This is a genomic window from Megasphaera sp. AM44-1BH (genome assembly GCF_003467125.1).
GTDB lineage: Bacteria > Bacillota > Negativicutes > Veillonellales > Megasphaeraceae > Megasphaera.
The window spans coordinates 87,743-104,341 of record NZ_QSFA01000007.1 but is presented as its reverse complement, the minus strand read 5'-3'; the positions used below and the strand labels follow the sequence as shown (position 1 = coordinate 104,341).

Here is a 16,599-nt window from a genome sequence, read left to right as displayed (position 1 = left end):
TATGAAAACTAAGATGAATGTCTCAAAAAAGACTCAGTATCGCTGGTTTGTCTTAGCATTAATATTCTGTGTTTATATGGTAGCCGGTGCAGACCGTTCCAATATTGGAATGGTCGTACCATTTATCAAAAAAAGTTTTGAGCTGACCAATACAGATATTGGCGCTATGGCCAGTTTTTTCTATCTGACCTATGCAGTTATCCAGATTCCTGCTGGTCATTTATATAGTAAGAAAGGAGTAAGAGGTTTTTACTCCATTTCCATTTTATTCACTTCTATCGCTACATTTATTATGGGTATCGCTGATTCCGGGCTACATCTAAAATGGGCCCGTGCACTCCTTGGTCTTGCCGAAGGGCCAATTAATATTGGGTCTATTGCTACAATCAATAAGTGGTTCCCAACGCAGGAAAAAGGTATGGCAACAGGCATCTACTTATCATCGATTAAATTTGCTCCAGCTTTTGTTCCCCCACTCTGTGCATGGATTATCCTTGAATTTGGTTGGCGGACTGTATTTTACGTGTTTGCCATTCCTGGTATTTTCCTGGCAGTGCTTTGGTGGTTATTTGTTCGCGATAACCCTCGTAACAGTAAACATGTTAATGAAGCAGAAGTTTACTATATCGAACATCCCACTGTCACACTGGAAGATACAAAAAAAGATGCCTCATCCAATGTAAAACATCCTGAAGGAGTTATTGATAAGATTATTCGTACAAAATTAGTAGCTCCTCTAAAATCTAATAAAGAAATTCTGAAATCATGGAATGTATGGGCAGATGCAGCTGGCTATTTTTGCCTTGTAGCCATTACCTACACCATTATGACGTGGATTCCCACATACCTTGTACAAGTAAAACAATTTGCCATTATGAAAGTGGGATTGGTTGCTTCCGCTCCATGGATTGGCGCGGTTCTAGGCAACGTTATTGGTGGCACGTTGTCAGATAAAGTATTTCATAGCCGAAGAAAACCAGTTATGTTGATAACTGCTATCAGTACTGTTTTTCTGATGTATTCCTTAAAATATGCACCTAATGATATGACTATTCTTGGTTTGCTTCTTTTATTGGCAGGTACTTTCCTGAATCTTGGATATTCTATGTTTTTAGCCTATCCTATGGGCATTGCTACAAAAGATAAAGTACCATTTGCTGCGGCTATCGTAAACACTGCCGGTTCATTAGGCGGAGCGTTTGGTCCTTTTGCAGTAGGGCTGATACTCGACATGTTTGGATGGGATCACGTCTTTACCTTCCTCGCTGGCATTTCGTTACTAGTTGTTTTCCTTCTTATTTCTATGATAGAACCTATTCAAAAAACCGATTCTGTTCCAAACAATAATTAGTTTTCCATCTATTAGAGGAGATGTTTTTGATGAAAACATATATTTTTGATCCTATTTCTGATGATGCACTGGCATATGCCCGTGAACGACTGGATGTTGTAACATGGGATGATGACAAAATCAACGCGCCCTCTGATGCAGAAGCATGCATTGTCCGTACTTATAAAATTGGCAAAGACCAAATAGACGCTATGCCCAAACTCCGGATTATCGCTAAACATGGGGTCGGTACAGATAACATCGATATTCCATATGCTAAAAGTAAAGGCATTCTCGTAACCAATACACCAACTGCCAATTCTAACTCCGTAGCCGAACAAGCCATTGCACTGATTTTTGATTGTGCCCGTAAAATCACGCAAGCCCATATAGATAATGAAAAAGGATTGGAACGCAATCAACCGATGTATCTTAAAGGATATGAAATTACAGGAAAAAAATTAGGACTCATCGGAATCGGTCATATTGGCTATCTCGTCGGAAAGAAATTAAAATCTGGCTTTGATATGGATGTCTACGCCTATGACCCATTTATTTCCACAGAAAAATGCGAATCAATGGGATTTCATCATATAAAAGATATCGACGATATCATCAAAACCTGTGATATCATTTCTATCTCTGTTCCCTTAAACGATGCTACACGCAATCTCATCAGTAAACGTGAATTGGGAATGATGAAACCGACAACCATCTTAATCAACACCTCGCGTGGCGGTATCGTCAATGAAGCCGACCTGTATGAAGCTCTGCAAAACAAGAAAATCTGGGGTGCCGGTTTCGATGCTTTTGTCGCAGAACCACTTCCCCCACATGATAAACTCTTTAATTGTTTCAACTTCGTCGGCACACCCCATAACGGTGCAAATACATATGAAGCCCTGACCCGTATGGGTACAGGTGCCGTCGATGAAATTATCCGCGTAAAAGAAAACAAACCTACCCTTACAAATCTAGGAAATAAACTCCATTAAAATCATCTTTGAATGCATTAATAGAAGCGCTGGCAGTATTTTTCACTGTCAGCGCTTCTATCATTTATGCATATCAAATTCCATACTTTTTATATAATTCATTGCGGAATGCCTCATCCTGTACTGCACGCCGGGCGTCATCCAGTTTATGTTCCTCCATCAGGCATTGCATCAATGTGCCAAGCCGTTTCTCCCCTTTTTCAATCCCTTTTTCTTCTCCCTTTTCAAAACCATCTTCAAAGGCTTCTCTGGTATTTGTATTGTAATCTATGATGGCCATTTCCCGGTTAATATATGCTCTTCGTTCTGTTGTATTCTGCATGAATTCCCGGGCCGCTTTCATGGCATCATGAATCGCTGCATCATTCATGATCAGTTCCTCCTTTTCCTCTGCATTCAGTTTGTTGGCAAAGAATGCCAGCCACCTCTCCATCTTCGTCATCTTCCGCACCGGTTTTACTGGCAGTCTGACAAATTTGGGGATTTCCAGAAAATGCAATACCAAATCCTTGTTCAGCCGGTCGCCCGTCTGTATATTATACACGCTCCACAGCGAATGAGCCTCTTCCTGGGGCAGTATACTGAACCGTAACAGATTGACCGTAATACAGGGTTTCATATCTTTATAATCTCCTCCGGTCGGCAGGGACATCAGATACATTCTGGCCCAGTAGCAAAGCGTACGCCGTTGCATATTTTTCTGATTGATGACCTGTACTTCAATATCTACCTGTTCTCCCGTATCCAGTGTACAGGCCACATCCAGCCGCGATAATTTTTCGTCATATCCATCCGGTATCAATTCCGTCGGGGCAAATACAATGTCGCAAATAGGATGACCCAAATCTTCGGAAACAACGGCATTGAGAAAATCCATGGTGATTTGTTTCCGCTCCGGTTTTCCAAAAACAAACTTGAACAGGACATCATTCATAGGATTGAAATTATGCTCACTTAATTGTGAATCCAGCATATCATACCGGGCTTTCCTGTCCATTACATACATAGTCAATACTTTCATCCTTTCTATATTATATCATGAAAAAAACAAAAAAAGGTCCACACAACTGCGCCAAAAAGCGCTAATCGTGTGAACCTGAAGTTCCATACCATCAAGCCTTACATTTCTAGATCATCATCAATTACTGCATATCACCTTCACCCATTCCTTATAATGTATAATATTGGCTTCACTTATATCATAGCAAAAATAGAACATATGTGCAATATAACAATACACCTTATCCTCAAAGTACGATAAGGTGTATTGCTATATCACTTATATTTTACTTTCCACCGGAATTTCTTTACGCTGATTAACCTGTTTTAATCCCAAAGTAATTAACGTCGATGCTATCAGGAATCCTGCAATCAAGTAAAAGCCATACTGATTACTTCCCGTTGCAGCCCGTAACGCGCCAATACCCACAGGGCCGACAAATCCGCCTAAATTAGCAATAGAATTAATAGCTGCCATCGCAATTGCAGCAAACTCACCTGAAAAGATCATAGACGTCATCGCCCAGAAGGCACCATAGATACTGTAGGCTCCGCAAAATACGATAGTCAGGAATATAAAGGCCATTACCGGACTACTAGTAAATCCCAATCCAATAACACCTATTCCGCAAAGGAAAACGGAAGTAGCAACATGAAGATATCGTTCACCAGTCCTATCAGAATGGCGGCTCCAGAAAATCATAAAGAACGAAGCAATAATCAATGGAACGGCGTTGAAAACACCAATTTCGAAATTAGACAATCCCACCGTTAATTGCTTAATTAACGTCGGTGCAAAAAAGCTTACGCCGTAAAAGGCACAGGTCTTGCTGAAATATATGATTGCCAAAAGCCATACGGTTCCACCAGTAAGAGCCCTCCATTTGGACTGTTTATGCTTTTTAGCCACCATTGCATGTTCTTCTTCAATCGTCTGTTCCAGCCAATTTGCTTCATCTTTAGCCAGCCATTTGGCATCAGACGGCTTGTTGGGCAAAATAAACCAGGTAATAATGCCAGCGAAAAATGTTGGAAGACCTTCCAGTAAAAACAGCCATCTCCAACTTTGTAATCCTAAAACATGCACGTGATCCAGGATAAGTCCGGATAATGGTGCTCCAATAACAGCAGAAAGTGGCAATGCCAGCATAAACAGGGTAACTACTTTAGCCCGGTCTTTTGCGGGGAACCAATATGTCATGTATAACATGACTCCGGGATAAAAGCCGGCTTCCATCACACCCAATAAAAAGCGGATGATGTATAAATGAGTTGCCGTCTGAATACAGCCACATAATGCGGAAACCAGTCCCCAGGTTATCAAAATCCGCCCGATCCATTTTCTGGCTCCTACCTTGGTCATAATGATATTACTAGGAACTTCAAAGAGGAAGTAGCCTATAAAGAAGATTCCTGCAACCAGCCCATATTCAGCAGCAGAAATACCTAGATCTGCATTCATTGTCAACGCAGCATAACCGACGTTTACCCGATCAAGTAAACAGAAGAAATATAAGATAAGCAGAAAGGGTATCAAACGTACTTTTACTTTACCCATTGTTTGTTTTTCTATTGCTTCCGTTGCCATAACAAGCCTCCTACGTCAAAACAATCCCAATTATTTCCCTTCTTCCCGCACTTTATCCCAAAGCACAGCGACATCCTGCCAGTTTTCCGGGCGTTTTTCATTGAAATATGTGTGTGCATCGAGGTCACGGAACCATTCCAGTCGTTTTTCTGTAGCCTGTGTCATAATCGGTGCTACACCGATGTCTTCCAGCATCTTCATCACGTCGCTCATTTCATGGGCCTGTCTGGCTCCATGCCATGCACTGGCTACGACCAGGTAATTGTTATTAAAAGCGAACGATTTCCCATCCAGTGTATTGCCAATCGAATCAATTACCAGTTTATCTACGCCCAGCACGTTGGCAGCTTCCAGCATTTCCGCTCCCAGTGCCGCAATGCCTTTCATATAGATACTGCGAACAAATTTTACTGCGATGGCATCACCAGGTTTTTCCGTAATCTGTTTGATATTCATGCCATACGGCACTAACGCATCGATAAAAGGCTGACAGTTTGCGCCCGAGACCAGAATAGGTACTTTATAATGAGCCTGACTCAGGCTGGCCATAAGCGCCCCGTCAATGAAATTCCCACCTTTTTCACTGATCAACTCATTTTCTGCCCGTTTGACGCTGGGGAGACTGGTCGATAAATCGACGAGAAGTTTCCCTGGTGTTACACTGTCCAGCAAACCTTTCGTCGTATCCAGTGCAAATGCACCGGGTACGACCATCAGGATCATATCGCATTTTTTTACCACATCATTACCAGAATCCAAAAGGGTTACCCCTGCTTTTTCTGCCTTATCTTTTACAATATGTCCCTTTTCCGGATGATTCTGCATTATATCATACGCGTAAATTTCTTTTAATCCCTGTTCTACCAGGCCACTACTGATTTCGTATCCTACTTCACCAAACCCAATGAATCCTAATTTCATGATATTTCTGCCTCCGTCTATCGATAAATTATTCCACAATCTCTGCACCGATTTCTTTGATTTTATCTGCCACCCAGGGACGGATATAGGTGCCATCTTCTACGATGTGTTTCATGATCCCTGCTTCTTTTTCCATGACCTTCCGCGTCGCCGCTGCAATATCTGCCGCTTCTTCCGGTTTGATGACGACGATACCATCACCGTCACCGACGATGATATCACCGGGGCGGACGACTTTTCCTCCAAAGGAAATGACCGTATTGATTTCTCCCGGGCCATTTTTATACGGGCCATTGGGAATCGCTGCTTTAGCGTATACAGGGAAATCCATAGCCGCTATTTCATCGGAATCACGGATAGCTCCATCTACGATGACACCGGCCAGGCCCCGTTTCTGACAATAGGTAATCATCAACTCCCCAAAGATAGCACGGTTCGCATCGCCGCCGGCATCAATGACGATGACATCGCCCGGCTGTGCCATATCCATAGCAGCATGGAACATCAGATTATCCCCTTCCGGTACTTTAACGGTAAACGCCGTTCCCAGCAAAGGAGCCTTATTCAACGGACAGATATCCGACCGAACGGCTGCCGTGCGGTTCATGCAGTCATCAATATTGGCTACAGGCATTCCCTTGAACGCTTCTACTAATGCTCTATCGGGTCTTTTAATCGTTTTAATAATTTTGCATCCTACACTCATTCTTCTCTTTCCGCCTTTCATGTATATAAATGATAGTATCCATGTTTAATGCTTTACCGGTATAAGCTTCATGTCTTGATATCATTTTATATCCAGACTATAATAAAGTAAAATGAATAAATAAGTAATTAATAATCAATTATTTTCATATTTACTGAAAGGAGTACCTCACATGCACATACACGATATCGAAGCCTTCCTGACCGTCGTCCAGACCCGCAATATCAGCCGGGCCGCAGAACAGCTTTACGTATCACAGACGGCCATCACTCACCGTCTGCAGAATCTGGAAGCCGAGCTGGGCGTCACACTGCTGGAGCGGGGCCGGGGCATCAAAGAAATTTCACTGACTCCTTCAGGACAGGATTTTATGCCTATCGCCCACCGTTGGGCAGCTTTATGGAAAGAGCTGGATCACTTCAAAGAAGAAGGAGAAAAACTTTCCCTTTCCTTTGGGTCTGTCCAATATCTGAACGACTTCATCTTTCCGCCATTATTCCAAAAATTGCTGAATCATCAGCCAAAAATTCATTTATCCCTGCACACCGAACATACGGCAGAATTATACCCTCTGCTTGAACGCAGGGAAATCGACGTAGCCATCGCCTGGCGGAACATCAAATATCCTGATATACTCTGCACCCCCTGGAAAAAAACGTCTTTAGTCGTACTAAAATCCAGTACCGCATCAGACAAAGGGATTTCTACCATCGACAATACCACGCTGGATCCCCAGGACGAAATCTACGTCCCCTGGACACCCGAATTCAAGAACTGGCATGACGACCACTGGCCCGGCGACATTTACAGCAGCCCGACACTCCTTACTGGCGCGCCACTCACTTTGCAGGTATTAAAAAACAGCCGCCGGTGGTCTATCGTGCCATTGGGAATGGCACAGTATGCTTTTTCACTGGGCGGATTCATATATTCTTATTTATCCGATCCCCCCGCTCCCCTGACTGCCTATATTATCCAGCACAAAAAGCCCCGTCCCACCACGCAGAGGTCTCTTTCTATTTTTTTCAAATACTTGCAGGAACTATCACTAAATATTGACAGACAGGCATTAATTTATAAAGTGTAACACATTGTTTACAATACGACGGCAGGGCTTTACATTAAATCCGGCTTATTGGTATAATATATGCGTAATACTCATAATTATGAAAAGAAGGTCGTACCTATGCATTCTTCATCTCTGGCAGTCGGTCTCCTTCTTCTTGCCCTGCTGCCATCCATTTTCGTCCAATACAGAGTCTTTGTCCCACTCCTGGCACCCTGTGAATCACGCCGTCTGGCAAAGGCATTTATCCTGACGTATGCCGCCATTGTGCTGTGTGTGGTCTTTGTGTTTTCACAAGGCATTGTAGGCGTCGCCTGGATTTCATTCAAAGACACCATTTCCCTTCACGCTATTCCGTATCTTCTTCTCGGTCTGCTGTATGTGCCGGCATACCGGCTGCAGTATGTATTCGTTTTGGGAATGCAGGGTCTGTATATTGTAGCCCTCTTTACGTTCATCATGAATCTGGAACTTCTCCTCATTCCCAGCAGCCAGTTTTTCTATTATATAGTTTTCTTTCTCCTGGCATACATGCTATCCTATATCATCCTTGCACCACTGCTGCTGAAATTTTTCCGTTCCTTATTCATCACCTATCATATGGTCGATATGTTGTCGTTCTGGAAATACACCGCCTGGATTCCAGTCTCACTGATCCTATATTCCGCCATTCTGGCCCATACCAATGAACCAATAGCCCGCGAATACCTCATCCCGCGCGTACTGCAGGCCCTGTTTGGGATTTGTATTGCCATTACGATGTATCTGGGCACGCGTAAAATGCATTATGCCATCGAACTCAAGCGTGAAAATGCGGCTTTGCTGACACAAATGGAAATGTTTGCCGACTACACGAAGATGCTTCAGTCCTCCCAGCGGCGTATGTCCATATACCGCCATGACACACGGCATCAGCTGCGCCTTCTGTCTAAATTGATTCAGGAAAAGGACGATACGGCTTCACTGGCCTTACTAGAAACGCTCACACAGGAACTGGCCCAGACCCGGCCCTATCACTGGGGGAAAAACATCTGTATCCGGAAGACATTGCTCCCACTCATAGAGAAAGCCCGTGAAGACGGTATTTCCGTCATGGCCGACCTCTCGCTGGCACCGCATCTTCCCTTTGAACAGGAACTGGCCCAGGCTGCAGCCCGGCTGGTAGGAGCCGCGATTACCGTTAGTCTTACTCAGGATAAAACCAGGCGATCTATCACGGTAATAGCCCGTCAGACCGATACGACAGTCATGCTGCTCGTTGGCCACCGCCAAACCGCCCCGGTAACGGTGGATGCCGAAGGTCGTCCCCAGGATGGTCCGTACGCTGAGGTCATACCGGTGCTGCGTCAATTTATGATGCGCCATCAGGGAGTCGGTCAGTATACCTGCAAAAAGGGCTGGATTGTCGCCAACCTGCGTATTCCCTGCAAGGAAGGTGCTGCCGTATGATGGGGATATTCGTCACTACCTGCCTGCTCACCCTGTCCATCGTACCGCCGGCTTATCTGCAGTATGCTTCTTTTGCCCCGTTTATCCCGGAAAAGCAAAAAAAATGGACCGTCGCCGGATACGTCGTCTGTTTCATGGCAGAAACGCTAGTCCTGCTCTACCTCTTTCTCAGCGGGCAGTGTTCCCACTCCATTTTCATGTTCAAAAAGCTATATTCCCTGTTGTGGACTCCTTATTTTATCTGGGCCATCACTATAATCCGTCCGCATTTTTTCCGGCATATCTACGTCTTTGCCCTGCGCACCATATTTATGCTGATGCTCCACACCCTCATCTATTATTTATTTTATGTATTCATCCAGCTGGGTATGTTTACCAACAGCAATACTCTCATACATTATTCACTTGAATTATTCATCTATACCATCAGTTATATACTCTGTCTGCCGGTCCTCATCCGGTATTTCAACGATATATTCCGCAATGACCATGCTCTGAGCACGAGAGGTTACTGGAAATATATCTGTGTCCTTCCCTGCCTGCTCCTGGCGGAATCACTATTTTTCGTCACCCAGTCTGTCCCCAATGTAATCTATTTTGAAATGCTGGTACCACGGATCATCATTTCCTGCGCTACCCTGCTCATCGCCCTGAGTGTACGGGCCGGTATCAATCAGGCCGATGCCATTTATCTGACCTACGAGCGCAATGACGCCCTGGCCGCCCAGATCCAGTCCAGCCAGAATTACGCCCAATCCCTGAATGAATCACAGACGTTGATGGAGCAATTTTACGAAAAAAGACGGGAATATTTACAGAAATTGACGAAGCTCATATCAGATCACGACTATGATAAAGCTCTGGCCCTGATTGAACACATCGGGCTAAAACTCAATCAGACCAAACGTCAGGAATATTGTAAAAACATCGTCGTCAATGCCGCCCTTACGACGTATCTCAGTGCGGCTATACGCAAAGGCATTGCCGTCACTGCCCAGGCCGATATCCCGGACTGCAGTCCGGCGTTCAGCACGGACCTGTCCATGGTCTTTTCCAATCTCATCGAAAACGCCGTCCATGCCAGTGAAAAACAGGCAGAAAGCAGGCGTGTCCTGACTCTTCTCGTCGTCCGTCAGGAAGATATGCTGAACATTCTCATAAAGAACCGCTTCGATGGCACGGTCACATTCAACGAAGACGGCCTGCCAACGACCGATGCCCCGGGCCACGGCATCGGCATGAAATCCCTGGCCCGTTTCCGGGATGAATACCATGCCAATGTCATCTGCACCTGCGAAAAAGGCTGGTTCAGCACCTACATCCGGCTGGCACTTCCGGCAACATAATATCTCCTAAAAAACAACAAACAGGCTGTCGCAACGTAAGCTATAAAAGCTATTTTGCGATAGCCTGTTTTAGTTTGCCCCGGATCATCCCTTAGCAGACAGGTCAAGTCTGCGAAAATTTCTCATGATGCCTGTATTTTGTGGATGAGCCCTGTCCGGTTGGTAACGCCGAACGGCTTGAGCCAGTTCTGTGGCCCGGTATGATTCGTTGATTATTGACAATATCTCACCCGACAACAAAACTACCGCATCCTGAATGAGATTCAGGATGCGGTAGTTCGTCATGCCTTCTGCTGCTACCTCTAACGATGCAGGGATTCAGCGTTCGTTATGCTTTGTTCTGGGCAGCCATAGCTTTCAGTTCCGGTTTAAATTCTTCTACCAGTTTCGCTTCTGCTTTGGCGCCTTTCTGCAGGGCTTTGTAAATGATTTCTGCCATTTCATAGCGGGTCATGGTACGTTCGCCATGATACTTGCCATCTTCATACCCCTGGATGATGCCGTTGCCAGCCAGGCGGGATACGGCTTCATATGCCCAGTGATTTGCCGGTACATCGGGGAATTCTTTGGACATGTTCGGATTGAGGACGGACAGGAGGGCATCCATCTGATTCTGCAGGGTATTGACCTGGGATTCGAGATTCTTGACGTATTTTGCGCTTTCCGCCATCTGTTTATTCCGTGCTTTGTTGCCGCCGCGGCCGATGCGGACCGATACGCCGCCGCCGATCATGTTGTCATCCGAGCCGACCGTACCGGACAGGTTGACCATGACGTCTTCATTGGGGCGATAGAAGAGGCCCAGAGCCGTAGCCGTTTCGTTCTTGTAATTACCGACGGCTGCTGCGACATTGAACTTGGAATCGGCGTCAAATTCGAGAGGATGGAGGTTGGCCATAGCTGCTGCGTTGGCACCGACTTCGTTGATGCGGCTGTCCATCTTGCTGACGCGGCGGTTGGTTTCATAGAGCTGTGATCCATTGACCGCATCCAGGCTGTTGGCCGAAAGTTCTCCCGCTGCCACGTTGGTAATCTTCTGATTATTGGCGTTGATGCCGTTATCATCAATATAGGTCTTGTCGCCGACTTTGTACGAAGAAGCTGTCATGCTTCCCGATACGCTGGCATTGCCGCCGACAGAGAGGTCTTTTTCCATGGTGACTACATCTTTAAAGGTGGCTGCGCCATCGAAAGTCGATGTGTTGGTGACGTGGAGCGTATCCGTCGTCGTGCCGCCAGTAACGGTGGCCCCATTGTTGACGACGAGTTTATCCGTTGTTGTCGTGCCTTCTACAGTCAGGTCTTTCTTAACCGTAGCGTTAGATTCCATGGTGACATCGCCTTTCAGGTCAGATGTGCCATTGACAGTTAAGTTCTTGCCAACGGTTGCATTGCCCTGCAGGTCCGAATCGCCTTTGACCGTCAAGTTCTGATCAACCGTTGCACTACCGCGGACGCCGAGGTCTTTCAGGACGGTAGCATAGTCCATTTCGGTTTCATGCGTACCATCTTCATTGGTTAGCTTCGTCTTACCGTCTGTTGTAGTAATCGTGGTCTTGCCAACTTTATTGACGATGGAATCGGTGCTCATCGTGGTACTGACATTATCACCAACTTTGTTGGTGATGGAAGTCGCAGCCGTATTGCTGATGTTCTTCGCACTCAGGCTGCTGTCACCGGTCACCGTGGTGGTCTGGTTGCCGCCAATGGTATTGGTCTGGTCCCCAGTAACTTCATTGGTCTGGCTGCCGTTGACCGTGTGTTTTTCTTCACCGGTAATGGTAGTTTCCAGTCCGCCATTGTAGTTTTCCGTAGCTTTGCCAGTTACCGTTTCCGTCAGAGTTCCTTCAACAGTATTGCTCTGATTGCCCTTAACAGTCGTACTCTGGTTACCGCCCACCGTGGTTTCCAAGTCGGACTGGTAGTCTTCCGTAACTTTGCCAGTCACGGTGGTCTTCATTTCGCCGCCTACAGTCGTGGTCAGGTCTTTGCCAACTGTGTTGGTCATGTTTTCCGTAGCGTTGTTGATGATATCCTTGGCATCATTGGCAATCGTACCGTTCTTAGCCGTGTTGGTGATATCTTTTGCTGTCTGGGTGACGCCAGTGCTGTTGGTGCCATCTGTTACGGCGCTGCTGATGAGCGGGTTGGCTGCATCGTCAAGGCTCTTGATAACGTCGATAACGCTGCTGCCGCTTACCAGGGCATCTTCCATCTTAGTAGCTGTCTTAGACGTAGCGCTGTACTGGGTATCGCTGGCTTTGATCAGCTGTTCCGATTTGTCTACGGTGTTGTTGGTGTTGTTGGACTTGGTCCCGTCGGTGATGGAGGAAGCCAGGCTCGTGGCATCCTGGTTCACAACGGTGGTATTGGTGCCGTCCGTTACGGAGGAAGCAATCTGATCTGCTTTCTGCAGGTCGTTAGATGTATTTGTCCCATCGGTAATGTTGGTGTTAGTCTGGCCGGCAATGGTGTCGATAGTGGTCTTCTTGTCCCCATCGGTGAGCTGGGATTTTTCTTCTGCTGCACCGCGGAGATAGGAAGCGGTCTTGCCATCGGCCTGGCTCATTTCTTCTTTAGTCTGATAGGACAGCTGGGTAGAAGTGTTGGAGCCGGCATCGTTGGAAACCTTGTTCACGATGGAGCTGGAAGCATCCGTTTCCACATCGATAGCCTTGTTGGTAATCTTGTTCTTCGCTTCGTTGGTAATGTTTTCTGCTGTCAGGCTGCTGTCACCAGTTACCGTCGTAGTCTGGTTTCCGCCTACCGTAGTGCTAAGGTTGGCTTTGTAGTCTTCCGTTACATCACCGGTCACCGTGGTAGTCTGGCTGCCGCCGATAGTGTTGACCTGGTCACCAGTGATGCTATTGGTCTGCTTGCCGGTTACTGTCGTGCTCTGGTCGCCATTGACTTTCGTAGTCTGGCTGCCATAGGTTTCCGTCACAGCGCCTTTGACGCTTTCCGTCTTGCTGCCACTGATGGTATTGGTCTGGTTGCCAGTTACCACATTTTCCTGATTGCCGCCCACATGGGTGCTCTGGTCACCGTCAACTGTAGTTGCCTGGCTGCCATATTTTTCCGTGACACTGCCTTTGACCGTTTCCGTCTTGCTTCCGCTTACGGTATTCTGCTGGTTGCCAGCTACGATATTGGTCTGGTTGCCACCTACAGAAGTCTTCTGGTCTGTCTTAACGTTGATAACCTGGGCGTTGAAGTTTTCCGTTTCCGTTCCTTTTACACTGACCGTACGGTCGCCGGACACGGTATTGGTCTGGTTGCCTGCTACATAATGGGTTTCATTGCCGCCCACCTTGGTATCCAGGTCGGACTTGTAGTCTTCCGTGACCTTGCCGGTAACGGTAGTTGTCATATTACCGCCAACAGTGGTCGTCAGATTCCGATCTACTGTGTTTGTCATGTCTTCTGTAGCATGATTGACCAAATCTTTTGCCTCATTGGTAATAGTTCCATTAGAAGCGGTATTGGTGATGTTTTCACTCGCCGTATTAGTGATATTCTTAGCATTAGTAGAAGCTGTTTCACTGGCGATAGTTGCTACGTTTTTACCTTGGTTGGTAAGTGTTTCGGCCGCAATATTGGTGATATTGTTGGATGCATTGTTGGTAATATCCTTTGCCGTATTGGTCAAGGCTTCTGTTGCTGTATTGCTGATATTCTTAGCCGAGCTGGTCATATCACCAGTGACCGTATTCGTCAGATTACCACCAACAACATTGGTCATATTTTCTGTAGTCGTATTCGCAATATTCTTGGCGTTGTTGGCTAAGGTGCCATTCAGTGCATTATTCGTGATATCCCCGTTAGTAGCTGTATTTGTAATGCTGTTTCCTGCTGTATTAGTAATGCTTTCAGAAGCACTGTTCGAGAGTTTTTTAGCATTGTTGGCAATAGTACCCTGTTCAGCCGTATTGGTGATATCCGTCGTAGTCTGGGTGGAAGAAGTCGTGTTGGTTCCATCGGTGACTTCGCTAGTAATGCCGTTGAGCTTCTGATCGATAGTGGAGAACGCACCATTTTGATCGTTAATCTGGCTGAGAATCTGATCTACATTCTGCTTGAATGTAGATGTCTTGCCATCTTTATTCGTTACGACACTGCTGGATTCCGTTGCACTCTGAGTTGCCGTATTGGTGTTACTATCTTTATCCGTCAGTGTGCTCTGTGACTGAGTAGATGTCTGTGTAGACAGGTTGCTGTTCTTTTCAGAATCAATAACCTTGGACATTACCTTGTTGCCTTCTACAGTGAGAGTGCTCTTCTTCCAGTTGCCATCTGCATCGGTAGATTTTGCCCATGTAGAAGTGCCGTTTTCATCATAATCAATGGCACTTTCTTTTTCACTGCCGTCTTTCGTGCTGGTAGCTTTTTTATAGGACGTGATTTCACCGGCTGCCACTTTCGTGCTGGCCGTTACGTTGTTGTCCCCTACAATACCGTTCTTGGTCAGGTCGATTTCATCCACATTCAGCTTGCCTTTGACCGTCAGGTCGCCGCCGATGGTGGCATCGCCGCTGGTGGTGATGGTTTCAGCGCTCAGGTTCTTCACACCGGTGAGGTTGCCATTCTGCATAGTTGCCGTGCCATCAGAGATGCTCTTACCCTGGATAGCACCGCCGGCGGTCAGGTCACCGGTAATGGTGGCACTACCTGCTGTCAGAGCGCCCTGGATGGAAGCGCTGGCCCCTGTAATGGCGCCGCCTGCGTGAATGTCACCCAATGCGGAGATGTTGCCTGTAGAAGTTACGGTGCCGCCGGTAATGGTACCGCTGGTATTGATGTTGCCATTGGTAATGGTAGCAATCCCATCGGTCAGTGTCTTGCCGGTTACTGTTCCGTTGCTCATGGAAGCACCCTTACCGTCGGTTACTGTTTCGCCGGTGATAGTTGCCTTAGAAGTGACATTTCCATTTTCATCCACGGTGAAAGCCCCGTTGGCCCCTTTGATTTTGCCGTCAGCGCTCATAGCTGCCGCGGCTTCGCTATAGGTATCGCCGCCGGTGTAGACGCCGTCTTTATCTACGACCGTGCTGTTGGTGCCAACCTTGATTCCATTTTCGTTCAGGGTAATCTGGTTGTCATTACCCTTGTTCAGGATCATTTCATTGGCATCGGTCTTTGAAGTGGTCACATTGCCTTGAGCGTCAATGGTAGTGGTGTTCTTTTGCAACACATTGTCATCGCTCAGGCTCAGGCCGCTGTTGACGGCTTCCACCAGTTTGGTATCTGCTGCCACACGGGCCGAAGTTTCTGCCGTAATCTTATCATCCAGTGCCGCATCGGCTGCTTTACGTTCTGCGGCTTCGTTGTCGATATTGGTCTGCAGAGTCGTATCGGCTGCTTCACGGGCTGTCGTTTCTGCCTGCAGGCCCTGGTCCAGAGCGTTCAGGTTCTGGCCTACATAGTTATCAGCCTTCACATACTGGCCATCCTGCGTCGTACCATCGGTGATGCCTTCGGTAGCGGTGAGCTTGCCGTCCACCATGACCGTCTTGGAATCCTTATCATAGGTGATGGCTTCGGTCTTATCTTCCAGAGCCGTAGTCCGGGAGTCGAGAGCCGCATCGGCTGCTTCACGGGCCGCTGTTTCCGTATTGAGGTCACTCTGCAACTGATTCGTCGTTTCGTGAATCGCATTCGCTTCGTTTGTAATGCGTTCATTCAGTTCATTATCTTTAGCTTCACGGGCAGCAGCTTCATTATCAATATTAGTCTGCAGCTGTTTATCCGCATTTTCCAGATTGGTAACCGAATATTTGCGCTTACGTGCTTCTTCCTCAATCGCATCGGCATTGGATTTAACCTGGGTATCGAGAGCGGAAAGGTTAGCCCCCACACTATTGGTTTGGACCACATAGTTTCCGGTCTTCGTTGTATCATCGTAAACAGCTTCCGCTTCTACTTTCCCTGCTACCGATACATCACCACTAGAGGTGATATCACCAGTAGAAATCGAACCGGAAGTCAATTGCCCACGGATTTCCATATTTTTGACTGTCTGATTTTCTTTAGTACCTACAATTAAATCGCCACTACTGGAAATGTGAAGAGCCGTACTGGTTTTCTGGTCCGTCATAGCCTGCTTGATTTCAGTATCTGCGGCTTCACGGGCAGAAGCTTCATTATCAATATTGGTCTGCAGCTGTTTATCCGCATTTTCCAGATTGGTAACCGAATATTT

The 16,599-nt window shown here is 46.5% G+C and carries 10 protein-coding genes; 5 read left to right on the top strand and 5 right to left on the bottom strand.

Going from position 1 to position 16,599, the window contains the following annotated elements:
* Position 1 precedes the first annotated feature (1 nt).
* Positions 2–1,351, top strand: a complete 1,350-nt coding sequence (locus DW949_RS06680; protein ID WP_199595783.1) for an MFS transporter — start codon at positions 2–4, stop codon at positions 1,349–1,351.
* A gap of 29 nt (positions 1,352–1,380) precedes the next feature.
* Positions 1,381–2,325 carry a hydroxyacid dehydrogenase gene (locus DW949_RS06675; RefSeq protein ID WP_158570651.1) on the top strand — a complete coding sequence of 315 codons (945 nt, stop codon included), beginning with the start codon at positions 1,381–1,383 and terminating at the stop codon, positions 2,323–2,325.
* A 73-nt stretch (positions 2,326–2,398) separates the two neighbouring features.
* On the opposite strand, the gene DW949_RS06670 is transcribed toward DW949_RS06675, so the two are convergent.
* The 4 genes from DW949_RS06670 to DW949_RS06655 all read right to left on the bottom strand — a co-directional run bounded on the left by DW949_RS06670 (position 2,399) and on the right by DW949_RS06655 (position 6,539).
* A complete protein-coding gene (locus DW949_RS06670) occupies positions 2,399–3,331 on the bottom strand; it encodes an Rpn family recombination-promoting nuclease/putative transposase (RefSeq protein ID WP_118022462.1) in 933 nt (310 codons plus the stop codon).
* 273 nt (positions 3,332–3,604) lie between these two features.
* The gene (locus DW949_RS06665) at positions 3,605–4,912 is read right to left on the bottom strand and encodes an MFS transporter (RefSeq protein ID WP_118022461.1); all 1,308 of its coding nucleotides are present in this window, start codon (positions 4,910–4,912) and stop codon (positions 3,605–3,607) included.
* A 30-nt stretch (positions 4,913–4,942) separates the two neighbouring features.
* A complete protein-coding gene (locus DW949_RS06660; RefSeq protein WP_158570650.1) occupies positions 4,943–5,833 on the bottom strand; it encodes an NAD(P)-dependent oxidoreductase in 891 nt (296 codons plus the stop codon).
* A 28-nt stretch (positions 5,834–5,861) separates the two neighbouring features.
* Positions 5,862–6,539: an RraA family protein gene (locus DW949_RS06655; RefSeq protein ID WP_118022459.1), complete on the bottom strand. Its 678-nt coding sequence runs from the start codon at positions 6,537–6,539 to the stop codon at positions 5,862–5,864.
* Between the two features lie 172 nt (positions 6,540–6,711).
* Here DW949_RS06655 and DW949_RS06650 point away from each other — a divergent pair, with 172 nt between their 5' ends.
* The 3 genes from DW949_RS06650 (at position 6,712) to DW949_RS06640 (ending at position 10,400) form a co-directional block, all read left to right on the top strand.
* The gene (locus DW949_RS06650; protein WP_118022458.1) at positions 6,712–7,626 is read left to right on the top strand and encodes a LysR family transcriptional regulator; all 915 of its coding nucleotides are present in this window, start codon (positions 6,712–6,714) and stop codon (positions 7,624–7,626) included.
* Positions 7,627–7,725: 99 nt separating this feature from the next.
* Positions 7,726–9,054, top strand: a complete 1,329-nt coding sequence (locus tag DW949_RS06645; protein WP_118022457.1) for a hypothetical protein — start codon at positions 7,726–7,728, stop codon at positions 9,052–9,054.
* On the top strand, positions 9,051–10,400 hold the full coding sequence (locus tag DW949_RS06640; RefSeq protein WP_118022456.1) for a sensor histidine kinase: 1,350 nt from the start codon (positions 9,051–9,053) through the stop codon (positions 10,398–10,400). Before DW949_RS06645 ends, DW949_RS06640 begins: the two co-directional genes overlap by 4 nt.
* Positions 10,401–10,728: 328 nt before the next feature.
* Here DW949_RS06640 and DW949_RS06635 read toward each other — a convergent pair.
* Positions 10,729–16,599: S-layer homology domain-containing protein (locus DW949_RS06635; RefSeq protein ID WP_370448727.1), on the bottom strand; the 5,871-nt coding region annotated here is incomplete at its 5' end.

Bases quoted from the DNA above. Each gene is read 5' to 3' on its own strand.
- DW949_RS06680 (WP_199595783.1), top strand. From the start codon at position 2: ATGAAAACTAAGATGAATGTCTCAAAAAAGACTCAGTATCGCTGGTTT.
- DW949_RS06675 (WP_158570651.1), top strand. From the start codon at position 1,381: ATGAAAACATATATTTTTGATCCTATTTCTGATGATGCACTGGCATAT.
- DW949_RS06670 (WP_118022462.1), bottom strand. From the start codon at position 3,331: ATGTATGTAATGGACAGGAAAGCCCGGTATGATATGCTGGATTCACAA.
- DW949_RS06665 (WP_118022461.1), bottom strand. From the start codon at position 4,912: ATGGCAACGGAAGCAATAGAAAAACAAACAATGGGTAAAGTAAAAGTA.
- DW949_RS06660 (WP_158570650.1), bottom strand. From the start codon at position 5,833: ATGAAATTAGGATTCATTGGGTTTGGTGAAGTAGGATACGAAATCAGT.
- DW949_RS06655 (WP_118022459.1), bottom strand. From the start codon at position 6,539: ATGAGTGTAGGATGCAAAATTATTAAAACGATTAAAAGACCCGATAGA.
- DW949_RS06650 (WP_118022458.1), top strand. From the start codon at position 6,712: ATGCACATACACGATATCGAAGCCTTCCTGACCGTCGTCCAGACCCGC.
- DW949_RS06645 (WP_118022457.1), top strand. From the start codon at position 7,726: ATGCATTCTTCATCTCTGGCAGTCGGTCTCCTTCTTCTTGCCCTGCTG.
- DW949_RS06640 (WP_118022456.1), top strand. From the start codon at position 9,051: ATGATGGGGATATTCGTCACTACCTGCCTGCTCACCCTGTCCATCGTA.